We start from the raw sequence: 20,303 nt of genomic DNA, 5'->3' as shown, positions 1-20,303 counted from the left end.
GGCAGTCTACGCGGATGGAACTACTTCCCGGCAGGCCGGACCGGGGCTTCTTCCGTGACCCCGGCTGCCTCCGGCTGCTCCGAACGGGTGAGGGTTTCGGCGGTCGCCTTCGCGGCCGCCGACTTCGCCTCCTCGGCGGCGGCGCGCTCGACCTTCTCCGGCGCGACGAAGCGGTAGCCCACGTTGCGGACGGTGCCGATGAGCGACTCGTGCTCGGGACCGAGCTTGGCGCGCAGCCGCCGTACGTGGACGTCGACCGTCCGGGTACCGCCGAAGTAGTCGTAGCCCCAGACCTCCTGGAGCAGCTGGGCGCGGGTGAAGACCCGGCCCGGGTGCTGCGCCAGGTACTTGAGCAGTTCGAATTCCTTGAAGGTCAGGTCCAGGACGCGGCCCTTGAGCTTCGCGCTGTACGTGGCCTCGTCCACCGAGAGATCACCGTTGCGGATCTCCATCGGGGAGTCGTCGGCCGTGATCTGCTGCCGGCCGGTGGCCAGCCGCAGTCGCGCCTCGACCTCGGCGGGGCCCGCCGTGTCCAGCAGCACGTCGTCGATGCCCCAGTCCGCGGTGACGGCCGCGAGGCCGCCCTCGGTGACGACGAGGATCAGCGGACAGCCGGGTCCGGTGGACCGCAGCAGCTGGCAGAGTGAGCGGACCTGCGGCAGATCGCGCCGTCCGTCGACGAGGATGACGTCGGCACCGGGGGTGTCGACGAGAGCGGGTCCTTCGGCGGGAGCCACCCGCACGCTGTGCAGCAGGAGGCCGAGGGCGGGAAGCACCTCCGTCGACGGTTGGAGGGCATTCGTCAGGAGCAGCAGTGAACTCATCGCCGCCCACCTGCCTGGGTCGTCGGTCGATGATCGTGCACGGTTGGCTCGCCCATTACGTCGGTCCTCCTCGTTCCCTGCGAGAGGGGCACTCCCGGGTCGGACCCGGGGGAGTATGCGGCACTGCTTCGTACGCTTTTTCCGTGTGCGGTCGTACGTCGTTTCGTCATACGGCCTTTACCCGTGCGGCCCGCGCCCAGGGCCGCTGAGCTTGTCGAAACGTCGTCGTAACAACGCGCGGAAAGCACAAAAGGACCCGGGGGCTGCTTTGCCCGGATCCTCTTCCCAGCAGAATAGCCCACATGACTTCTGTGTCCGAGGGGCGATTTCGAAGTTCCTCTGTTCCCTTGATCACGCACGGTCCGTCGCGGACTGCGTTGCGGGCCGATGACGGGGTCCTCATCGAGGCGGTGTACGACCCGTGTACGGGAGATGGCGCCGCCCGCGCCGGGGCGGGCGGCGCCACCACCGCCATCGTCGTCGCGCACGGATTCACCGGTTCGGCGGACCGCCCGGCGGTGCGGCGCGCCGCGGAGGTGTTCTCGCAGCGTGCGGCGGTGATCACGTTCTCGTTCCGGGGGCACGGACGTTCCGGCGGGCGGTCCACGGTGGGGGACCGCGAGGTCCTCGATCTGGCGGCCGCCGTGGCCTGGGCGCGGTCGCTCGGACACACGCGGATCGTTACGGCCGGGTTCTCGATGGGCGGTTCCGTGGTGCTTCGGCACGGAGCGCTGTATACGGCCCCGGGAGCGGCGGGGGAGCCCGGGGGGCGCACGGAAGCGCACGGGGAGGCGCACGCGGACGCCGTGGTGTCGGTGAGCGCTCCAGCGCGCTGGTACTACCGGGGGACGGCCCCGATGCGCCGCCTGCACTGGATGGTCACCCGCCCCACGGGCCGGATCGTCGGGCGGTACGGCTTCCGCACCCGGATCGACCGCAACGACTGGGACCCGGTCCCGCTGTCCCCGGTCGAGGCCGCCGGCCGGATCGCCCCGGCCCCGCTCCTGATCGTGCACGGCGACCAGGACCCGTACTTCCCGCTCGACCACCCGCGGATGCTCGCCGACGCGGCGGGCGGGGCCGCCGACCTGTGGCTGGAGCCCGGCATGGGCCACGCGGAGAACGCGGCGGACGAGACCTTGCTCACCCGCATCGCCGACTGGGCGATGACGCGGTGACCCATGATGGACAGCCGACGCGTGAGCTGACGCGAGACGAGAGGAGTGCCGCCATGCCCGCGGGAACCATCCGCTACTGGGCAGCTGCCAAGGCCGCGGCCGGAACCGCGGAGGAGCCGTACACCGCTGCGACGCTCAAGGAGGCGCTCGACGCGGTACGCGAACGGCACCCCGGTGAGCTGAGCCGCGTACTGCGCAGGTGCTCGTTCCTCATCGACGGCGACCCCGTCGGGACCCGGAGCCATGAGACCGTACGCCTTGCCGAGGGCGGCACGGTCGAGGTGCTCCCGCCGTTCGCAGGAGGGTGAACCGCAGAACATGAGCAGCAGCGATCAGCAGCAGCCGTACCCGCAGCAGCAGCCGCCGTATCCCCAGCCGCAGTATCCGTACGGGCAGGAACCGCAGCCGCAGCAACCGCAGCCGTACGGGGACCCCGCGTACGGGGATCCGCCGTACGGGGACCCTTCGTACGCGAACCCGCCGTACGGCGGGCAGGCGTACCCCGCTCAGGGGTACGCGGAGCAGGGATACGCCGACCCGTCGTACGGGCAGCAGCCGCCGGCCCACGGGTACGACCCGCACCCGCCCCAGCAGGCCGCCGGGTACCCGCAGCAGGGTTCACCCGCCCCGCAGGCCCCGCAGGCCCCGCAGGCCCCGCAGGCCCCGCAGGCCCCGCAGGCACAGCCCGGGGCCGGCTGGCCGGCCGGGGACCAGGGGGTCACCCAGACCTGGGAGGGCCAGACCTGGGACACGCAGTACCAGCCGACGATCCGGCCCGCCGACCCCGCCGGGCCTGCGCAGCCCGTGGCTCCCGCGCAGCCCGCCGCTCCGGTGCAGGCCGCCGCCGAGGAGACCGCGTACCTGGCGCCGGTGCCGGGCGCGTCCGGCTCGTACCCGCTGCCCCCCGAGGCCCGGGCAGCGCCCGCCGCGCCCGGCCCGGCCCCCGTGGCCCCCGCGCCGGGCGAGGACGGCTACAACGCGCCGACCACCCTGGGCAACAGCCGCATCACCGACGCCCAGCGCGCCCGCGCCGAGGGCCGGTCGCCGATCATCGCGCCCGGGATGCAGCCGGCCGCGATCACCGCGGGGCTCGGGCTGCTGCTCGCGCTCGGCGCGGCCGTCGGCCAGTACGCCCTGGTCGTCCCGCTGGTGCTGCTCCAGGCGGTGACCGCGGCGGGATGGTTCCGGCTCAACGGCATGTGGCCGGCCCGGCAGGGCATCGCGCTCGCCTTCGCCGGCGGCCTCGTCGCCGATGTGGCGCTGCTCGCGGCCGGCCGGGAGAACGGTCCGGCCGCGATCCTGGGCACCCTGGGCGTCTGGGTGCTGCTCACCGTCGTGCTCCAGCTGCGCAGCCGGGCCGGTGCCGATGAGCGGATGGAGGGGCTGATGGCGACGGTCGCCTCGGCCGCGCTCGCGGTGCTCGCGACCGGCCACCTCGCGGCCGTCCCGGACGCCGTGACGGCCGGGGGTCTGGCCGTCGCCGCGGCGGTGCTCGTCCGCGCGCTGCCGCTGCCCGGACCGGCCTCCGTGGTGGCGGCGCTCGTCGTCGCGGCGGGTGCCGGCGCGGTGGGAGGTGCCGTCACCGACCTGGGGGCCAAGGGCGCGCTGCTCGGCCTGGCGGCCGGCGGATGTGCGCTGATCGGGCTGCGGGTGGCGAGCTATGACTACCCGTCACGCTTCGTCCACATGACGGCGGGTGTGGCCCTGCCGCTGACCGCGGCCGCCCCGGCCGTCTATCTGGTCGGGCGCATGATCGCCTAGCCCGTACCGCGTCGCCCGGCCTGCCGAAGCCCTCCACGGGGAACCGATGGGGGGCTTCCGCACGTCGATCACCCGGGGCGTGACGTGCGGCCGCAGTAGGCTCACGGGCGCCAGGGGTCCGATGGATGTGGCGCGGGGGAGGACAGGCATGCGTGCACTGCGAATACTGCTGATCGTCGTCGTGGTTCTGGCCGGGGTGTTCATCGCGGTCGACCGCGCGGCGGTGTACTTCGCGGAGTCGGAGGCGGCGGACCGGGTGGTCGTCTCCGGGGCGCGGACCGGGTCGACGGACGTCTCCATCCGGGGTTTCCCGTTCCTGACCCAGGTCGCCGGATCGGAGCTCGACGAGGTCGACGTGAAGGTCACCGGGATCGAGGCGACCGCCGGCGGCCGGGTGCTCCGGATCAGCAGCATGGAGGCCGAACTGCGCCAGGTGCGGCTGACCGACGGCTTCTCCGGAGCCACGGCGGCCCGGGCCAGCGGGACGGCCGTCATCTCGTACGAGGACCTGACGAAGGCCGCCGCCGACGGTGTCGTCGTCGAGTACGGCGGCAACGGCAAGGTGAAGGTGACCGGCACGGTCGTCCTCCCGGTCGTCGGCCGGACGGTCTCGCGCAGCGTCCTGTCCACCGTCACCCTGGTCGACGGCCACACCGTGCGGGTGCACGCGGACAAGGTGCCGGGCGAGGGCATTCCCGGGCTCGAAGGACTCGTGCGCGAGAAGACCGACTTCGAGCGCGAGGTGGGCAAGCTGCCCAACGGCCTGAAGCTGGAGAAGATCCAGCCGACCGCCGACGGGCTGGAGATCTCCGTGACGGGCTCCGACGTACGCCTCGCCGGATAACCCCCCGTGCGGCCGGGTAGAGGGGTTCCTGGGCGGAGCCATGCCCCCGGGGCGGACCGCGCCGCCACATATTGAGACAGCCGAGTCCGTTCCGTAGATGCCCGACGTGCCGCGTGGGCCGGGCGGCCGTCCCGCAGTGCCCGCGACCCCGATTGAGTCTCACGTATCGGACGATCGTGTCTCAATATGCGACACAACGGTGACATGGCCGCCCGTACGTCCCTACGATCGGTTCCATGCAGTGCTCTATTGGCGGTCTCCCGCAGCGGGGACAGGCGGATCTCACGAAGCGGCGGGCAGTGGACCTGTGCCGCGTCGCCGCCATGCTCTGTCGCACTGTCTGAGCGGGATCCGTCGGACTCTCCCGCATTCCCGGCCCTTCGACCGCTCGTCGGGGCCATCCCGCGTGGCACGCGTGCACGCGCCGAACCCGCGCCGCGTACATCCGGATCACCACGCACCATCGCGCACCACTCGCATCGTCCCGCCGCAGACTGCCCCGGAGGAGAACAGAATGAGCCGCAGTGACGTCCTGGTAGACGCCGACTGGGTCGAGGCCCACATCGACGACCCGAAGGTCGCCCTCGTCGAGGTCGACGAGGACACCTCCGCGTACGAGAAGAACCACATCAAGAACGCGATCCGGATCGACTGGACCAAGGACCTCCAGGACCCGGTGCGCCGTGACTTCATCGACCAGGCCGGCTTCGAGGAGCTGCTGTCGAAGAAGGGCATCGGCAACGACACCACGGTCGTCCTCTACGGCGGCAACAACAACTGGTTCGCGTCCTACGCGTTCTGGTACTTCAAGCTCTACGGCCACCAGGACGTCCGCCTGCTCGACGGCGGCCGCAAGAAGTGGGAGCTCGACTCCCGCGACCTGGTCGACGGCGACCAGATCCCGTCCCGCCCGGCCACGCAGTACAAGGCCCAGCCGCAGGACGAGTCGATCCGCGCCTACCGCGACGACGTCGTGAAGGCCATCGGCAACCAGAACCTGGTCGACGTGCGCTCGCCCGACGAGTTCAGCGGCAAGCTGCTCGCCCCGGCCCACCTCCCGCAGGAGCAGTCGCAGCGCCCCGGCCACGTGCCGAGCGCCCGCAACATCCCGTGGTCGAAGAACGCCAACGACGACGGCACCTTCAAGTCGGACGACGAGCTCAAGGCCCTCTACGAGGCCGAGCAGGTCGACCTGGCGAAGGACACCATCGCCTACTGCCGCATCGGTGAGCGCTCCGCGCTCACCTGGTTCGTGCTGCACCAGCTGCTCGGCCAGGAGAACGTCAAGAACTACGACGGTTCGTGGACCGAGTACGGCTCCCTCGTGGGCGTGCCGATCGAGCTCGGCGCCAACAAGTAACCCGTACGACCCGGACCGGCACGACCCCTCGACCAGAAGGACAGAACGCCATGTGTGGAGCAAAGGCCGGCGGCCCCGACGCTTCGACGATCAAGCCCGGTGAGACCACCATCCAGGGCAGCGTGACCCGCGACGGCGAGCCCGTCACCGGCTACGTCCGCCTGCTGGACTCGACCGGCGAGTTCACCGCCGAGGTCCCGACCTCGGCGACCGGACAGTTCCGCTTCTACGCGGCCGAGGGCACCTGGACGCTGCGCGCCCTCGTCCCCGGCGGCAGCGCCGACCGCACGGTCGTGGCCCAGACGGGCGGCCTCTCCGAGGTGGCCATCGCCGTCTAGCGATCACTGTCACGGCGCTGCCGATGACCGGCCGAAGGGCCGTACCCCAGGGGGTTGGACGCTTCCTGTGAACGGGGTACGGCCCTTCGTGCCGTCCGGGCGGGAAACGGTGCTGCCCGGGCGGGGAGCCGGTGCCGTTCCAGAACCGGCCGGGCGGGCGGATCGGGCCTACGCTGGATTCATGTACCGCCGACGCCGGCGCGCCTACTTCGTGATGATGGGGATCTGTCTCGTCCTCTTCGTCTCCGCCTGGGCCTTCGTGAGGCTCTGGTCGATGCCCGCCGCCATCGCGATGTGCGTGGTCGCGATGGTGATACCGCCCGTCGCGGCGATGGTCGCCAACCGGAAGGGGCCGGAGGACCGCTGGTGGGACGACCCCACCGCCGCGCCGCCCCGGCCTCCGTCCCGTCCCCGTGCCCGTCCGGGCAAGGGAGAAGCGACCGGCGACCCGGAGTCGGACGCGTGGTGGGACGAACTCGACGGGAAGAAGCGCCGCCCGTAGCGAGGACCCGTCCGGTTCCGCCCGCGCGCCGTGCCCGCTCCGGTCAGTAGACGAGCGCCTGGACGCCGTCGGCCATGATCTCGCTGACGAAGACCTGCGCGCCGGCGATCCGCACGCCCTCCAGGACGTCCTGCTCGGTGATGTCGCGGCGGGCCGCGCACTGGGTGCAGAGCGTGATCTGCCCGGCCGCCTGAATCGACTCGATCAGATCCGGCAGCGGCGCCGCGTGCGGCAGTTCGAACTCGGCGGCCCGTCCCGGCAGCGCGAACCAGGAGGACTCCCCGGTCAGCCAGAGCGAGACCTCCACGCCGCTGGCGACGGCGACCGCCGCGACGGTGAACGCCTGGGAGCAGCGCTCGGCGGAGTCGGCACCTGCGGTCACCTTGATCACGAGCTTCTTCGGCATATGCCGAACTGTAATCCCCGCTCGCACAACCTCGTTGAGGCCCGGCGGGTCAGTGGTGTGCGCAGATAACGGAATCTGCGCCTCAGGTCTCGTGGGGGGACCCAATTTGAACCCGAAAGACACCAATCCTGACGAGCGGGCCGAGCCTCCCGTGCAGGTGGAGACGCCGGAACAGGTGGTTCCGGAAGCGGCTTCCCCGGAAGCGGCCGCACCACTTATGACACCCGCACCGCTCGTGACTGCGAAGCGGCGTCCGCGCGGCCGTACGACGCTGATCATCGCCGCAGCCGTGGTCCTGGGCCTCGCGGCCGGCACCGCCTTCGGCTACGGCGTGCAGGCCGACCGCGCCCCGACACCGCCGGCCGCGCTCTCGCAGCCGGATCTCGCCTACCCGGCGAAGGCACTGCCCGCCGATCAGGTGCCGGACCCGCTGCCGGCGTCGCAGGACCGCCAGGTCCGTACGGACGGCGACCTGCGCAAGCTGCTTGTTCCCCGGCCGGCCGGCTGGAGCGACAACGAGGACGTGATGCCGGTCCAGGACGGCTGGATGGGGGTCGAGGACTACGCACTCGACTTCAAGGACGAGGCGTACATGTACGGCAATTTCCTGGCGGCCGACATCCGTCGCATCGCGGCCACGTCCTGGAAGAAGAGCGCGCACCGCGTGGCCGGCATCCGGCTGGTGCAGTTCCGTTCGGGTACGGACTCCCCGGCGGCCGACCACGCCGAGGACCAGCGCGCGTACATGCCCGGGGACGACAACGGTGCGGGCAACGAGGGCGATGCCCTCAAGGGCAGCGGCAGCGGTCGCTACTACCTCTACAAGGTGTCCCGGAAGGCCGGCTACATGCCGCAGTACCGGGCCAGGGCGATCTTCCACCACGGCGACGTGATGGTCGATATCAACATGTTCGACACCGTGCCGATCAGCAAGAAGGACATCCGGACGCTGGCCGAGCGACAGCTGGAGCGCCTGTGAACGACGACCTGACCATGCCCGAGCCCGCGCCCGAACCCGCGCCGAGGAGCAGGGCCCGCCGGATCGTCCTCGCGGCGGTCCCCGTCGTGCTGGTGCTCGCCGCCGTCGCCGGTGCGGCGACGTACACGAAGATCACCGTTGACCACGCGGACCGAACGGCCGCGACGAAGCTCTGGCAGAAGCCGGTGAACAGCGGAGGCAAGGACCCGGCCGGGGAGGTGTCCCGTGGCCGCGCGTCCACCGGGCTCAGCAAGCTGCTCCTGCCGGTCCCGAAGGATTACCGGCTCGGTCCGGACATCGGGGAGCTCGGCAACGACAGCGAGCTCAGCGGCCGGGCGGCCGCCGCGGAAATGAAGGAGAGCGGCCGCGGGCTGGCCGGCAAGCAGCGCCGGGAGCTGGCGAAGCGGATCGACGGACTGCACATCCAGGGCCTCGCCGTCCGGTCGTACGCGGCGGAGGCGAACGACCTCGTGGTCGACACCCAGCTGGTACGGATGAAGGACAGGAAGGCGGTCCGGGACATGTACCGCTTCCAGACCGGTCTCTTCGACGCGGTGGACATCTTCAGGGACGGGCCGAAGATCACCGGCCACACGAAGAACGCCAAGTGTTTCCGGGCGCCCAGGGACAAGAGCGAGCTCGACTCGGTGTACTGCGTCGCGTACGACGGAGAGGTGCTGCTCAGCTTCTCGGCGAGCGGGACCGAGCCGTTCGACGCGTCGGGCACCGCCCTGCTGGTGATGGACCAGCTCGACCACATCAAGTCCCCGGGGGAGTACGTATGAGCGAGCAGACGGCCGCACCGGCCGCCGTCATCGAACCGGACGCAGCGGTCCCATCCCTCCCGCAGCTGCCGCCCGCTCCGCCCGCCTCGTCCCGGCCCCCGCGCCGGATCCTGCGGGCCGTGTCCCGGTGGACCGTCGCCGTGCTGGTGCTCTGCGGGGTCGGTGCCGGTACCGCGTACGAGATCACCGCGATGGAACGCACCGACGTACCGGGCCTCGCCACGGAGAGCGACGGCCGCTGGGACTACCCCCGGCTGAGCCTGCCCGCCCTGCCGGCGGGCAGGCCGCGCCCCTTCAACGAGGACAACACGGCCGAGATCCACTACGCCGACCTGCGCGCCCTGCTGCTCCCGGCCCCGGCCGGAGCCACGGTGGACAAGAAGCTGGCGGGCGGCTGGGTGAGTACCCGGCAGTTCGTGTCCGAGTACGAGGAGGAGAACCGGAGCGACATCGCCGCCACGCTGCGCGACGGGGGGCTGCGCCACATCGCGGCGCGCGGCTGGACCATGCCGGACGGCACGTCGAGCCGGGTCTATCTGCTCCGGTTCAACTCGACGGGTTTCGCCCAGGCGTTCCTCGACGACCGTTACATCGGAGGGTCGGCCGGCGATCCGCTGGCCGGTGCGGCCGACGCCGATCTCGACGAGTCGTGGTCGGGCGACGGGAAGGTGGCGGGAACGACGGCACACGTGTTCGCCGAAGCGAAGCCGTTCGGCGCGGCCCAGGTCCGGCAGAGCTATCTGGCCGCCGGCGACACCGTCGCCCTGATCGTCCAGTCCCGCAAGGGAAGCGGCGGAACGCCGCGCGTGCCCTTCCACCAGACCGTGATCCTGCAGAACCAGCTGCTGGGCTGACCCGCCCCGCGGCACGCCCCGAACCGGCGGGCCGGGACCCCACCCATTAGGCTGGGGCCCGGCCCTGTACTGCCGCCATACCGCTCGTTCAAGGAGCCCCCGTGCTTGAGGCATTCTTCTCCGCCCTGCTGGTCCTGGTCTGCGTCGGCGTTCTCGCCTTCGCCGGCTTGACCGTGAAGAAGCTGTACCAGGGTCAGCGCTGAACCCCCTTCCTCATCCGGCGCCCCTGCCTCCCGCCTTCCGCCTCACAGATCGATTGAGCCGTTCATGATCGAGATCCCGTCCGACCTCCACCCGGACCTCGTCCCGCTGGCCTTCCTGCTGGGCAACTGGACGGGTGCGGGGGTGTCCGACTTCCCCGGCGCCGAGAAGTGCAACTTCGGCCAGGAGGTCTCCTTCCGCCACGACGGACGCGACTTCCTGGAGTACGTCTCGCACTCCTGGGTGCTCGACGCCGAGGGCAACAAGGTCAGGCCGCTGGAGTCCGAGTCCGGCTACTGGCGCATCGACAAGGACCGCAAGGTCGAGGTCGTCATGGTCCGCGACCAGGGCGTCATCGAGATCTGGTACGGCGAGCTGGCCCACCAGAAGCCGCAGATCGACCTGGTCACCGACGCGGTGGCCCGGACGGCGGCCTCCGGCCCGTACAGCGGTGGCAAGCGGCTCTACGGCTATGTGAAGAGCGACCTCATGTGGGTGGGCGAGAAGGCCACGCCCGAGGTCGAGCTGCGGCCGTACATGTCGGCGCACCTGAAGAAGGTCGTCACCCCGGAAGAGGTCGCGGCGATGGCGAAGAGCCTCGGCGATCTGCCGGACGACGGGATCGCGTTCTTCAAGTAGCCCACGAGGAGTCCACGAGGCGCTTTTCCGGCGGACCGCCGGGTTACGGGCCGGCCCGGATCTACACTGGAGCCTGTGGTGAGCACCGACTGGAAGACCGATCTTCGGCAGCGCGGCTACCGGCTGACGCCGCAGCGGCAGCTTGTCCTGGAAGCCGTGGACACGCTGGAGCACGCGACGCCCGACGACATCCTGTCCGAGGTGCGCCGGACCGCGTCCGGAGTGAACATCTCCACCGTGTACCGGACCCTGGAGCTCCTCGAGGAGCTGGAGCTGGTCAGCCACGCCCATCTGGGCCACGGCGCCCCGACGTACCACCTGGCCGACCGCCACCACCACATCCATCTGGTCTGCCGGGACTGTACGAACGTCATCGAGGCCGATGTCGACGTCGTCGCCGAGTTCACCGAGAAGCTGCGCGGCACGTTCGGCTTCGAGACGGACATGAAGCACTTCGCGATCTTCGGCCGCTGCGCCGACTGCACGGCGAAGGCGGCCGGAGCGGTGACCGGTCCGGCCGACGGGCCCCAGCCGTAGACCCAGGGCCTCTCGTGCGGATCACGCCGGGCTCGCGGGGTCCGGCCTGATCCGAACCGAAGCCCTAGTCGTACGCTGGTCGCATGAAGAGCCCCCTGCTGTCCCTGCCCGGCGCCGTCCCCGCCGAAGGTCGTGACGAAGGCGTCGCCGCGCACTACGGCGATCTGTTCCGCGAGCAGCGCGCCCTTGCCGACGGCTCCGGTCTCGTCGATCTCTCGCACCGCGGGGTCGTGGCCGTCACCGGGAGCGACCGGCTGGCCTGGCTGCATCTCCTGATCACCCAGCACGTCAGCGAACTGGCCCCGGGCCGGGCCACCGAGGCCCTGGTCCTCACGGCGAACGGGCACATCGAGCACGCCCTGTATCTCGTCGACGACGGCGAGACCGTGTGGATGCACGTCGAGCCGGGTACCCAGGGCGAGCTGATCGCGTATCTGGAGTCGATGAAGTTCTTCTACCGGGTCGAGGTCGCCGACCGGACCGAGGACTACGCGGTCGTGTACCTGCCGGCCGGCTCCATCGCCGAGGTCCCCGACGGTGCGACCGTACGGGAGACGCCCTACGGCCGTGATCTGTTCCTGCCCCGCGCGTTGCTGGAGGCGTACGCGACGGCGCACGGCCCGGCCGCCGGGGTGCTGGCCTACGAGGCGCTGCGCGTCGAGGGCCACCGTCCGCGGCTCGGGTTCGAGACGGATCACCGCACCATCCCGCACGAGCTGGGCTGGATCGGCACCGCCGTCCACCTCCAGAAGGGCTGCTACCGGGGCCAGGAGACGGTGGCCCGGGTGCAGAACCTCGGCAAGCCGCCGCGGCGTCTGGTCTTCCTGCACCTGGACGGCAGCGAGGTGCTGCTGCCGGGGCACGGCACCCCGGTGCGGCTCGCCGCGGACGGGGCGGAGGGCCGTCAGCTCGGCTTCATCACCACGTCCGCCCGCCACCACGAGCTGGGGCCGATCGCGCTGGCCCTGGTGAAGCGGAACGTGGCGGTGGACGCGGAGCTGCTGGCGGGCGACACGGCCGCGGCCCAGGAGACGGTCGTCGAACCGTAGGCCCCGCCGGCGTACGCGAGGCCGCGCGTCGGCGTACGCGCCGGCTCAGACCTCGACGATGACGGTGAACGGGCCGTGGTTGGTGAGCGAGACCCGCATGTCCGCTCCGAACCGGCCCGTCTCCACCTGCGCGCCCAGGGCCCGGAGCTGGGCCACGACCTCGTCGACCAGCGGCTCGGCGACCCCACCGGGCGCCGCGGCGTTCCACGTGGGCCGGCGGCCCTTGCGGGCGTCCCCGTAGAGAGTGAACTGTGAAATCACCAGAAGTGGTGCATTCACATCGGAGCAGGACTTCTCGCCCTCCAGGATGCGAACCGACCACAGCTTGCGGGCGAGCTGGGCCGCCTTCTCGGGGGTGTCGTCATGGGTCACTCCCACCAGCACACACAGGCCCTCGCCGACGATTTCGCCGACGACCGCCGAACCGCCGCCCTCGCCCGCGGCGTCCGCCACCGTGACGCTCGCACCATCCACCCTCTGTACCACTGCACGCATACAGACCAACCTATCTTGGGCTGAACGGGTACAGAGCATCTCCACAGGACCTCTCGGAGTGGCACCATGCACGGGAGGCGGTGTGCCGACGCACCGGTCGAGGGGATGGACACAAGCATGAGCATGCATGGAACCGGGCAGTCCCCGGGCGCAGTGCCGGTCGCGCGCCCCGGCGTCAAGAGCAAGGCCTCTGTGGGTGCGAGCACCATGCGCCCACCCGTGCAGCGGACCGGGCACGACTCCGAGGACGGGGCCGCCGCGTCGGCCCCGCTCGATCTGAGTGCGCTGCGGCTGCCGGAACTGCGCGCGCTGCGCAGGGACGCGCAGCGCGACGAGGCGGACCTCAGCTACGTGCGGCGGCTCGTGCAGGGGCGCATCGACATCCTGCGGGCCGAGCTGGCGCGGCGGCGGGACCCGGAGTCCCCCGTGGTGGACCGGCTCTCGGAGATCCTCGCGGACACCCCGTCGCTGCACCGCTCCTCCGCACGGCACGTCACGCTGAGCCCGCCGCGCAGCGACGAGTACCGCAAGCTGGCGGCGGAGACGCTCGCCGAGGTCGAACTCTCCGACCTCGACGCCCGGACGGACGAAGAGCTGCACACCGCGATGGGACGCCTGGTCCGCTACGAACAGCAGGTTTCCCGGCGCCGCTACCGTCTCCAGCGCACCGCGGACGATTGCGGTGCGGAGATCGCCCGCAGGTACCGTGACGGAGAAGCACAAGTAGACGACCTGCTCGCCTGAAGCGACCCTTCCGGGGGCGGGTCCCGCCCGTCCCCGGAAGGCCACCATGACCTCCAGCGCAGCCCCGTCGTCCCCGTCCGGCATATCCGGCCGGGCGCCCCTTCTGCCCGTACTGGCCGAGGTCGTCCGGTCCGGTTTCGTCGAGGGGCACCACCGGGGCTCCCTGGTCGTCCTGGCCGCGGACGGCAGCGTGGAGCTGTCCCTGGGTGATCCGGCGGCCCCGGTCTTCCCGCGCTCCTCCAACAAGCCGATGCAGGCCGCCGCGGTGCTCCGGGCCGGTCTCGACCTGTCGGGGGAGCGGCTGGCACTGGCCGCCGCGAGCCATTCGGGCGAGGGCTTCCACCTCGATCTCGCACGCAAGATGCTCGCCGAGCACGGCCTGTCGCCCGACGATCTGCAGACCCCGCCCGATCTCCCGCTGGACCCGGTGGAGGCGGAGGCGTATCTCGCCGCCGGCCACGTCCGGGAGCGGATCACGATGAACTGCTCCGGCAAGCACGCGGCGATGCTCGCGGTCTGCCTGCACAACGGCTGGGACCCGGCCACGTACCTCGACCCGGCCCACCCGCTCCAGCAGCTGGTCCACCGCGTCGTCGAGGAGGCGGCGGGCGAGCCGGTCGCCGCGGTCGGGACGGACGGCTGCGGCGCCCCTCTGATGGCGCTGTCGCTGGTGGGCCTCGCGCGGGCGTTCCGTACGTTCGTCACGGCGGAGCAGGGCACGGCGGAGCGCCGGGTGGCGGACGCGATGCGCGCCCATCCCGAGTACGTGGCCGGCACCCGCCGCCCCGACACCTGGCTGATGCGGGAGGTGCCGGGGACGCTGTCCAAGATGGGCGCCGAGGCGGTCCAGGCGGTGGCGCTGGCGGACGGCAGGGCACTGGCCTTCAAGATCGACGACGGTTCGACCCGGGCGCTCGGCCCGGTACTCGCCCGTGCGCTGGGCCTGCTCGGCGTCGACGCCCCGGTGGTGTCGCGGATCGGCCGGGCGCCGCTGATGGGCGGCAGCGCGGAGGTCGGGGAGATCCGGGCGGCGTTCTGAGGGCTGCCCGGAAAGCCGGTGAGATCCGGGCGGCGTTCTGACGGGGCCGCCCGAAAAGCCGGTGACATCTCCGGTCCCGCCCACCTAGCGTGGGGCGGATGAGCACCCTCGACGTCCGCCCCATCACCGAACCCGAGCTCCATGACTGGCTGCGCGCCCTGAACACCGGCTTCCTGCGCGCACCGACACCGTCGGACGAGGAGGTGGCCGGCCGGTTGCCGTTCCTGGACCTGGCCCGCGTGCAGGGGGTGTTCGACGAGGGGCGGTGCGTGGCGACGTTCCGGTCGTTCGCGCAAGAGCTGACGGTCGTCGGCGGCGCGACGGTCCCGACCGACGCGGTCACCAACGTCACGGTGTCGCCCACGCACCGGCGTCGCGGACTGCTGACGCGGATGATGGCCACGGACCTGGCTGCGGCGAAGGACCGCGGTGACGTGGCCGCCACGCTGATCGCCGCCGAGTACCCGATCTACGGGCGGTACGGCTTCGGCCCGGCGGCGTGGACCACCGAGTGGGAGGTCGACGTACCCCGGACCGGCCTCGACCCGCACGGACGGGTCCCGTCGGCCGAGGACGGCGGCCGGATCGACCTGGTGGACGGCGCGGAGGTACGGAAGCTGGGCCCGGCCCTGCACGACCGGCTCCGGGCCCGGCAGCACGGGACGGTGAGCCGGGGCGAACGCTGGTGGGACCTCAACACCGGCAACGTGCTCTTCCCGCACGACAACTGGACCGAGCCCTTCTGCGCCGTCTACCGCGCGCCCGACGGCAGCGTCGACGGCCTGCTGGTCTATCGCGCCGACGACCACTGGGGCGACGCCAAGCAGCCGCTGAACCGGGCGACGGTACGCAGCATGATCGCGGTGACCCCGGCGGCGGAGCGGGCGCTGTGGCACTTCCTCTGCTCGGTCGACTGGATCTCCACGATCCGCACCGGCCACCGCGCCCCCGACGACCTGCTCCCGCTCCTCCTCCCGGACCCGCGCGCGGCCCGCGTGGTGACGCACGCCGACTTCATGTGGGTGCGCCTCCTGGACATCGTCCGCGCCCTGGAGGCACGCACCTACGCGACACCCGGCTCGCTGGTCCTGGACATCCACGACCCGGCGGGCCTCACCGCGGGCCGCTTCCACCTGGACGCCACCCCGGACGGCGCCACGTGCACCCCGACGACGCGGTCGGCCGACCTGGCCATGGACGTAACCGAGTTGGGCACCCTGTACCTGGGCGACGAGAGCGTCACGCGCCTGGCGTCCCTCGGCCGCGTCGAGGAACTGACCCCGGGTGCGGCGGCCCGGGCGGACGGGATGCTGCGGGCGGCGCGGCGGGCCTGGTGCCCGGATGTGTTCTAGGACGGGCCGCGTGCGGCGCTCCTCGGCGGCCCCGGCCACAGGTGCGCGCCGAGGCCGGGGGGTTGCGCGCCGTGACGCTCTGTCCTGCCGGGCACGCATCGCCTCCGCACCGGGCGCATGAACGCTCGGACGCCTGACGGCGCGGTCCCGGGCGGGCGGGGATCCGGGATCGGGCTTCCCGAAGGATCATGGTGGGACTGGGACATCGTTGCCTGGGACCCCGGGCGGCTGCGTCTGGGCGCCGGGTACGACATCGCGTACGCCCATGGCCTGGAGCTGGTGTTCAGCGACCCGGTCCTCGTCATGTGCCCGGCCGCGTTCCAGGACCCGGCGTTTCGCGCCCCGACGCCCGACGAGGTCCGGCTCGTTGCCCGGCAGGTCGGTGGGACACCGCCCGTACTGATCGCCTTCGAGGCCGATGCGGGCGGGCCGGGTCCGGCCTCCGGCCTGATCGCGGCCGGGCGGCTGGACATCGTCCGGGGAACCGTCTTCCGGTACTGGCGCGAGGATCTGGCAGTCGGGGAACGGCTGGCTCCGTGGGTGAGGCCTCCGGTGTGATGCGGCGTCCAGGGTCGCGACTCCCGTCTGCGGTCCTGGGACCTGTCCGGCTGATCGTCACCCGGCAGGGCAGCGGGACCTTCGTGCGGTGTGGTGGGCAGGGCGACGGGCGTGCCTCACCGCCGGCAGGACGTGCCGGTGAGATGTGGGAGGCCCCTGGGCCGTGATGGCTGAGGGCGTCAAGCCCGTGATGCTCGGGCCGTACTTGGCGGCGGTGTTCGAGCTCCAGCGCTGCGATCCCGCGTCCGAAGTCGACGTCGAGGTGCGAGTGGTGCCGTTCTCGCCCCAGATGAAGCTGTACATCCTGAACCGCAGCCTGGCGCTGCAGGGCCTCTGTCTCCCGGTCGCGGGTGCACTCCTGCTTCCTCCGGACAACGAGGAAGCGGGGGATCTACGACGCGTACGGGACGGGAGCGACCCTCTTTCCGTACCGTCGCCGTTGAACGAAGCGGAGGACGGGCGCGGGGTCGTGCAGCAAAGCCAGGATTTCTTCGACCCGACATGGAACTACCTGGCCACGAGGTTGCCTCTCTGAGCGACCTACCGGCGTCGAGAACCGTCACTTTCCGTCGGGCAGAGGGCAGATCAGGAGCGCGAGGGTCACGCTGCCCACGGCCAGACACTTGTCGTTGCCGAATTTGATGCCGACGACGGTGAAGGAGAAGCCCACGCTTCCCAGGACGCCGAGTTTCCACTGCAGGAACTGCTCCAGGGCAAGGGTGATCCAGGGCATGGCGGTCCCTCCTCAGGAGGTGGTGAGCGGAGAGGCTCGGGGAATCTGCCGATGCGCGAGCAACACCCGTACGACGGTGAACGGGTGAGCGAAGGTGCTGTGCTCAGATGGCGTGCCGGACCCTTGCGAGTTCGCGACAGGCTAAGAGAGTTGTTCCCAGTTGGCACCATCTTTAAAACAACTCTCCAACAACTCCCCTTTGATGGTGTGAAGTTGTAGCGTTCTGTTGTGACTCCAGAACGCGCAGCGATGAACGGCAGTCGTAAGCCCTTGCCGGAGGACGTGGCGGATGCGCTGCGGACACGTATCCGCACCGGTGAACTGAAGCCGGGTGACTCCTTGCCCACCCAGGCCGTTCTGGTCAGTGAGTTCGGCGTCGACAGGGGCGTCGTTCGGCAGGCGTTGCAGCGCCTTCAGGGGGATGGCCTGCTGACGGCCGTCACCCGGGGGGCTCCGCCGAAGGTGGCGAGCCTGCCGGGGACCCAGGCGCCCCAGCAGACGGCTGCGGTGCTCGGGGCCAGGATGCTGAAGGCCTTCGCCCACAACGACGTACGCATCGACGCGCTCTGTCTGACGGCGGAGTCGCTCGTTGCCGCACTGTCGGAGTCGCTGACCCGGATCACGGCGGGGGAGTTCAGGCCGAAGTCGGTGAAACTGCGGGTGCTGCTTCCCGATCGCCAGATCGCCCTGGCCTTTCCGCGCCGTACCGAGCCCGTGGAAGGCGACGAGGCGGTGCATGAGCGCTGGCTGGAAAACCGTAACCTGCAGGCGAAGGTGCTGTTGCAGGGGATCGAGGCGGTGCGCAGTACCAGTGCACTGAGCGTTGACGTGGCGATGCGGGCGATGCCGTTCACCCCACCGGTGAAGCTCTACATACTGAACGGTGTGGAGGCGTTGTTCGCGTACTACACGGTGAAGGAGCGCGAAGAGGTGATCAAGGGCGCGCCCACCCAGATCTACGACGCGCTGGGGAGCCTCTCGACGCTCTTCCGCTTCGAAAGCTCGGCCGGTGTGCGGGATCAGCAGTTCGTGGCGCAGTCCGCGCAGTGGTTCGAGGGACTGTGGAACACCATTGCGACTCCCGTGGTCCTGGATGCCTGACGAGGAGTGCCCCGAATTGTCTTCGCGGCTCCGGTGATTGAGGGGCAGAGCCCGCTGTCGTGCCTCGCCTCGGAGGGCAGTATGGAAGGTGGAAGCCTTCTGCCTCCCGACGGACGGAGCGATGTGACCGACCAGCAACCGAGGGAGCTGCAGGCCCTCTTCGCGTCCGCCAAGTGTGTGTTCTTCGACTTCGACGGGCCCGTCTGTGAGCTTTTCCACCGGCACAGTTCCGGCGAGATCGCCCGCCTGTTGACCAAGGTACTGGTGGACGGCGGCAGCGATCCGGCGCTGGTTGCGGCATCCGACATCCGCGACGATCCGCTGGCGATACTGAAGACCGCGGCAGGTGCCGGTCTGGGCGGGTCGATAGTCACGCGTCTTGAGGACCTTCTTGCACAGGAGGAGCGCAGGGCGGCGGCGAGCGCCGAACCGACCCTTGGCGCGTACGACCTCATAGCCTTCCTGCACGGGGCGGGATACAAACTGGCAGTGACGACCAACAACTCGGCTGGAGCGGTGGTGGACTATCTGGGCCGGCGGGGCATGGCACGCTACTTCGACCGGGACATATACGGCCGGGCGCCTGCCGATCCCAGGCTGTTGAAGCCGCACCCGGACTGCCTCAGAAGGGCATTGAGGTCTACGGGCCGGACCGCAGCCGACGCTCTGATGATCGGGGACTCCCCGGCCGATCTCGAGGCCGCCGAGGCGCTCGGTATGCCGTTCATCGGGTATGCGAAGAACTCCGACAAGAGGGCGGCGCTCGGTGCCGGGGCAGGGGTCGTCGTGCAGCAGCTGCAGACGCTGACGGATGCGCTGAAGGTTGCTTCCGCCGATCAGTGCTAGCGAGTCCGGAGAACGGCTATGCGTCACCTGTTCATCAAACCCGGGTGACATCGCCGTGACACGGCGCCTGCGGGGCGGCGGCGCCAGTAGTCTCCCCGCAGGGCTCCGCACCACCGAAGGCACTGATACATGGAATCCAGGCTGTCCGCCGCCGATCAGTCGATCGAGGGCCCGCTCAGAGGGCATCACCACAAGACCTATGTGATCCCGCTGCCCGGACGCGTCGGACGCTACAAACTCCGGGAACCCCGCAGGGGCGTGCTCTGGTTCGACCGGCGGTGCTTCGCGTCGGAGGAGGAGCTGCTGCGCGCCCTGGCCGGACAGGTGTCGCGCATTCCCGGGATCGTTGAGGTCGAACCCGGCGTTCTGATCCAGGGCTTCATCGAGGGCCGCACGCTGGGTCACGGAGTGCTTCCGAGCAAGGCCTTGTCCGAGCGGCACCGAGGTCAGCTCGGAGCCCTCTTCGGGGAACTCACCTCGTTCGACGCGCGTGCGATCGAGGCGCAGCGCGTCTGCGACGGGGCAGACCTCCCGCTGGACGGGGACTCCCACGCATTCCTGACACGGCTGATCCGTTTCACGGAGGTGCGTGTGTACCGGCAGCACGGAGCCCCGTACCACGCCCTGTTCAGGGATCTCGGGGTGCGGGAATGGGCGCTGGACGACCTGGCGCGGCGGGCCGAATCACTGACGGAGCGAGCGTTCGCGCTGGTACACGGCGATCTCCACCGGCGCAACCTCATCGTCGACGCTGCCGGTGACCTGTGGACCATCGACTGGGAGCTGGCCATGATCGGTGACCCCCTTTACGATCTGGCCACGCACCTCCATCTGATGCGGTACTCGGCGAAGGAGGCCGGCCGGGTTGGCCGGCTCTGGCAGCGAGCGGTCGAGGAGCGGCGTCCCGAGTGTGTCAAGGGTTGGGAAACGGATCTGCCGGTGCTGCTCGCGTACAAGCGGGCGCAGTCGGTCTACACGGATGTGATCCGGGCCGCAGCGGCACTCGTCGGGCCGGACGGCCGCCCGAACCGGCGGCAGTTGCCCCGGCTGGCCTGGCGGATCAAGGGGGCGCTCGACGCGGCGCGCAGGCCCCTCGGGCTGACGGTGGAGCCGAGCGTGCGCGAGGTGATCGGCGCCTACAACCGGTGGCTCCGCACTCGATGACCGGCGGGCCCCGG

At 70.8% G+C, this 20,303-nt stretch carries 26 protein-coding genes; 22 read left to right on the top strand and 4 right to left on the bottom strand.

Features of this window, described 5'->3' with window-relative positions; genetic code table 11:
* Positions 1–20: 20 nt before the first annotated feature.
* Entirely contained in the window at positions 21–824 is an 804-nt protein-coding gene (locus tag ACIQMX_RS06665; RefSeq protein ID WP_363073201.1) for a response regulator transcription factor, read from the bottom strand.
* A gap of 302 nt (positions 825–1,126) precedes the next feature.
* On the opposite strand from ACIQMX_RS06665, the gene ACIQMX_RS06660 reads away from it, so the two are divergent.
* The 8 genes from ACIQMX_RS06660 to ACIQMX_RS06625 all read left to right on the top strand — a co-directional run bounded on the left by ACIQMX_RS06660 (position 1,127) and on the right by ACIQMX_RS06625 (position 6,807).
* Complete coding sequence (locus ACIQMX_RS06660; RefSeq protein WP_402475456.1) at positions 1,127–2,002, top strand: alpha/beta hydrolase; 876 nt, start codon at positions 1,127–1,129, stop codon at positions 2,000–2,002.
* A 53-nt stretch (positions 2,003–2,055) separates the two neighbouring features.
* Positions 2,056–2,310: a MoaD/ThiS family protein gene (locus ACIQMX_RS06655; RefSeq protein WP_363073197.1), complete on the top strand. Its 255-nt coding sequence runs from the start codon at positions 2,056–2,058 to the stop codon at positions 2,308–2,310.
* Positions 2,311–2,320: 10 nt separating this feature from the next.
* The gene (locus tag ACIQMX_RS06650) at positions 2,321–3,763 is read left to right on the top strand and encodes a hypothetical protein (protein WP_402475453.1); all 1,443 of its coding nucleotides are present in this window, start codon (positions 2,321–2,323) and stop codon (positions 3,761–3,763) included.
* A 148-nt stretch (positions 3,764–3,911) separates the two neighbouring features.
* A complete protein-coding gene (locus ACIQMX_RS06645) occupies positions 3,912–4,607 on the top strand; it encodes a DUF2993 domain-containing protein (RefSeq protein ID WP_363073193.1) in 696 nt (231 codons plus the stop codon).
* Between the two features lie 236 nt (positions 4,608–4,843).
* Entirely contained in the window at positions 4,844–4,951 is a 108-nt protein-coding gene (locus ACIQMX_RS06640) for a putative leader peptide (protein ID WP_363073191.1), read from the top strand.
* A gap of 170 nt (positions 4,952–5,121) precedes the next feature.
* Complete coding sequence (locus ACIQMX_RS06635) at positions 5,122–5,967, top strand: sulfurtransferase (RefSeq protein ID WP_363073189.1); 846 nt, start codon at positions 5,122–5,124, stop codon at positions 5,965–5,967.
* A gap of 50 nt (positions 5,968–6,017) precedes the next feature.
* Entirely contained in the window at positions 6,018–6,305 is a 288-nt protein-coding gene (locus ACIQMX_RS06630) for a DUF1416 domain-containing protein (RefSeq protein ID WP_018490348.1), read from the top strand.
* A 181-nt stretch (positions 6,306–6,486) separates the two neighbouring features.
* Positions 6,487–6,807, top strand: coding sequence for a DUF3099 domain-containing protein (locus tag ACIQMX_RS06625; protein ID WP_363073187.1), 321 nt, complete (start codon positions 6,487–6,489; stop codon positions 6,805–6,807).
* A gap of 43 nt (positions 6,808–6,850) precedes the next feature.
* Here ACIQMX_RS06625 and ACIQMX_RS06620 read toward each other — a convergent pair whose 3' ends face one another.
* Positions 6,851–7,213, bottom strand: coding sequence for a DsrE family protein (locus ACIQMX_RS06620; RefSeq protein ID WP_363073185.1), 363 nt, complete (start codon positions 7,211–7,213; stop codon positions 6,851–6,853).
* A 235-nt stretch (positions 7,214–7,448) separates the two neighbouring features.
* Between ACIQMX_RS06620 and ACIQMX_RS06615 the strand changes: the two genes are divergently transcribed.
* The 6 genes from ACIQMX_RS06615 to ACIQMX_RS06590 all read left to right on the top strand — a co-directional run bounded on the left by ACIQMX_RS06615 (position 7,449) and on the right by ACIQMX_RS06590 (position 12,257).
* Positions 7,449–8,192 carry a hypothetical protein gene (locus tag ACIQMX_RS06615; protein ID WP_402475449.1) on the top strand — a complete coding sequence of 248 codons (744 nt, stop codon included), beginning with the start codon at positions 7,449–7,451 and terminating at the stop codon, positions 8,190–8,192.
* 14 nt (positions 8,193–8,206) lie between these two features.
* A complete protein-coding gene (locus tag ACIQMX_RS06610) occupies positions 8,207–8,977 on the top strand; it encodes a hypothetical protein (RefSeq protein WP_402475622.1) in 771 nt (256 codons plus the stop codon).
* Positions 8,974–9,831 (top strand): hypothetical protein, encoded by an 858-nt coding sequence (locus ACIQMX_RS06605; RefSeq protein WP_402475446.1) that lies wholly within the window; start codon positions 8,974–8,976, stop codon positions 9,829–9,831. Before ACIQMX_RS06610 ends, ACIQMX_RS06605 begins: the two co-directional genes overlap by 4 nt.
* Positions 9,832–10,098: 267 nt before the next feature.
* Positions 10,099–10,671, top strand: coding sequence for an FABP family protein (locus ACIQMX_RS06600; protein WP_363073178.1), 573 nt, complete (start codon positions 10,099–10,101; stop codon positions 10,669–10,671).
* Between the two features lie 75 nt (positions 10,672–10,746).
* Positions 10,747–11,208, top strand: coding sequence for a Fur family transcriptional regulator (locus ACIQMX_RS06595; RefSeq protein WP_363073176.1), 462 nt, complete (start codon positions 10,747–10,749; stop codon positions 11,206–11,208).
* A gap of 83 nt (positions 11,209–11,291) precedes the next feature.
* Entirely contained in the window at positions 11,292–12,257 is a 966-nt protein-coding gene (locus ACIQMX_RS06590) for a YgfZ/GcvT domain-containing protein (protein ID WP_402475442.1), read from the top strand.
* A gap of 45 nt (positions 12,258–12,302) precedes the next feature.
* Here ACIQMX_RS06590 and dtd read toward each other — a convergent pair whose 3' ends face one another.
* Positions 12,303–12,752 carry a D-aminoacyl-tRNA deacylase gene (gene dtd / locus ACIQMX_RS06585; protein WP_363073172.1) on the bottom strand — a complete coding sequence of 150 codons (450 nt, stop codon included), beginning with the start codon at positions 12,750–12,752 and terminating at the stop codon, positions 12,303–12,305.
* Between the two features lie 117 nt (positions 12,753–12,869).
* Between dtd and ACIQMX_RS06580 the strand changes: the two genes are divergently transcribed.
* The 5 genes from ACIQMX_RS06580 to ACIQMX_RS06560 all read left to right on the top strand — a co-directional run bounded on the left by ACIQMX_RS06580 (position 12,870) and on the right by ACIQMX_RS06560 (position 16,980).
* Complete coding sequence (locus ACIQMX_RS06580; protein WP_363073170.1) at positions 12,870–13,496, top strand: ABC transporter substrate-binding protein; 627 nt, start codon at positions 12,870–12,872, stop codon at positions 13,494–13,496.
* 46 nt (positions 13,497–13,542) lie between these two features.
* Complete coding sequence (locus ACIQMX_RS06575) at positions 13,543–14,535, top strand: asparaginase (RefSeq protein WP_363073168.1); 993 nt, start codon at positions 13,543–13,545, stop codon at positions 14,533–14,535.
* Positions 14,536–14,633: 98 nt separating this feature from the next.
* Positions 14,634–15,887, top strand: a complete 1,254-nt coding sequence (locus ACIQMX_RS06570; protein WP_402475439.1) for a GNAT family N-acetyltransferase — start codon at positions 14,634–14,636, stop codon at positions 15,885–15,887.
* A 117-nt stretch (positions 15,888–16,004) separates the two neighbouring features.
* The gene (locus ACIQMX_RS06565; protein WP_402475436.1) at positions 16,005–16,445 is read left to right on the top strand and encodes a hypothetical protein; all 441 of its coding nucleotides are present in this window, start codon (positions 16,005–16,007) and stop codon (positions 16,443–16,445) included.
* A gap of 166 nt (positions 16,446–16,611) precedes the next feature.
* Positions 16,612–16,980, top strand: coding sequence for a hypothetical protein (locus tag ACIQMX_RS06560; protein WP_402475435.1), 369 nt, complete (start codon positions 16,612–16,614; stop codon positions 16,978–16,980).
* A 24-nt stretch (positions 16,981–17,004) separates the two neighbouring features.
* On the opposite strand, the gene ACIQMX_RS06555 is transcribed toward ACIQMX_RS06560, so the two are convergent.
* Positions 17,005–17,178 (bottom strand): hypothetical protein, encoded by a 174-nt coding sequence (locus ACIQMX_RS06555; RefSeq protein ID WP_402475433.1) that lies wholly within the window; start codon positions 17,176–17,178, stop codon positions 17,005–17,007.
* 228 nt (positions 17,179–17,406) lie between these two features.
* Between ACIQMX_RS06555 and ACIQMX_RS06550 the strand changes: the two genes are divergently transcribed.
* The 3 genes from ACIQMX_RS06550 to ACIQMX_RS06540 all read left to right on the top strand — a co-directional run bounded on the left by ACIQMX_RS06550 (position 17,407) and on the right by ACIQMX_RS06540 (position 20,289).
* Positions 17,407–18,279 (top strand): FadR/GntR family transcriptional regulator, encoded by an 873-nt coding sequence (locus ACIQMX_RS06550; protein WP_402475430.1) that lies wholly within the window; start codon positions 17,407–17,409, stop codon positions 18,277–18,279.
* A gap of 123 nt (positions 18,280–18,402) precedes the next feature.
* The gene (locus ACIQMX_RS06545) at positions 18,403–19,125 is read left to right on the top strand and encodes an HAD family hydrolase (protein ID WP_402475427.1); all 723 of its coding nucleotides are present in this window, start codon (positions 18,403–18,405) and stop codon (positions 19,123–19,125) included.
* Between the two features lie 129 nt (positions 19,126–19,254).
* A complete protein-coding gene (locus tag ACIQMX_RS06540) occupies positions 19,255–20,289 on the top strand; it encodes a phosphotransferase (protein WP_402475424.1) in 1,035 nt (344 codons plus the stop codon).
* Positions 20,290–20,303 lie beyond the last annotated feature (14 nt).

Origin of the sequence: Streptomyces sp. NPDC091416, from assembly GCF_044756845.1 — a bacterium.
In the GTDB taxonomy this organism is placed as follows: Bacteria; Actinomycetota; Actinomycetes; order Streptomycetales; family Streptomycetaceae; genus Streptomyces.
Note: the sequence above shows the minus strand (reverse complement) of the source record. Positions and strands in the feature narration are given on the sequence as shown.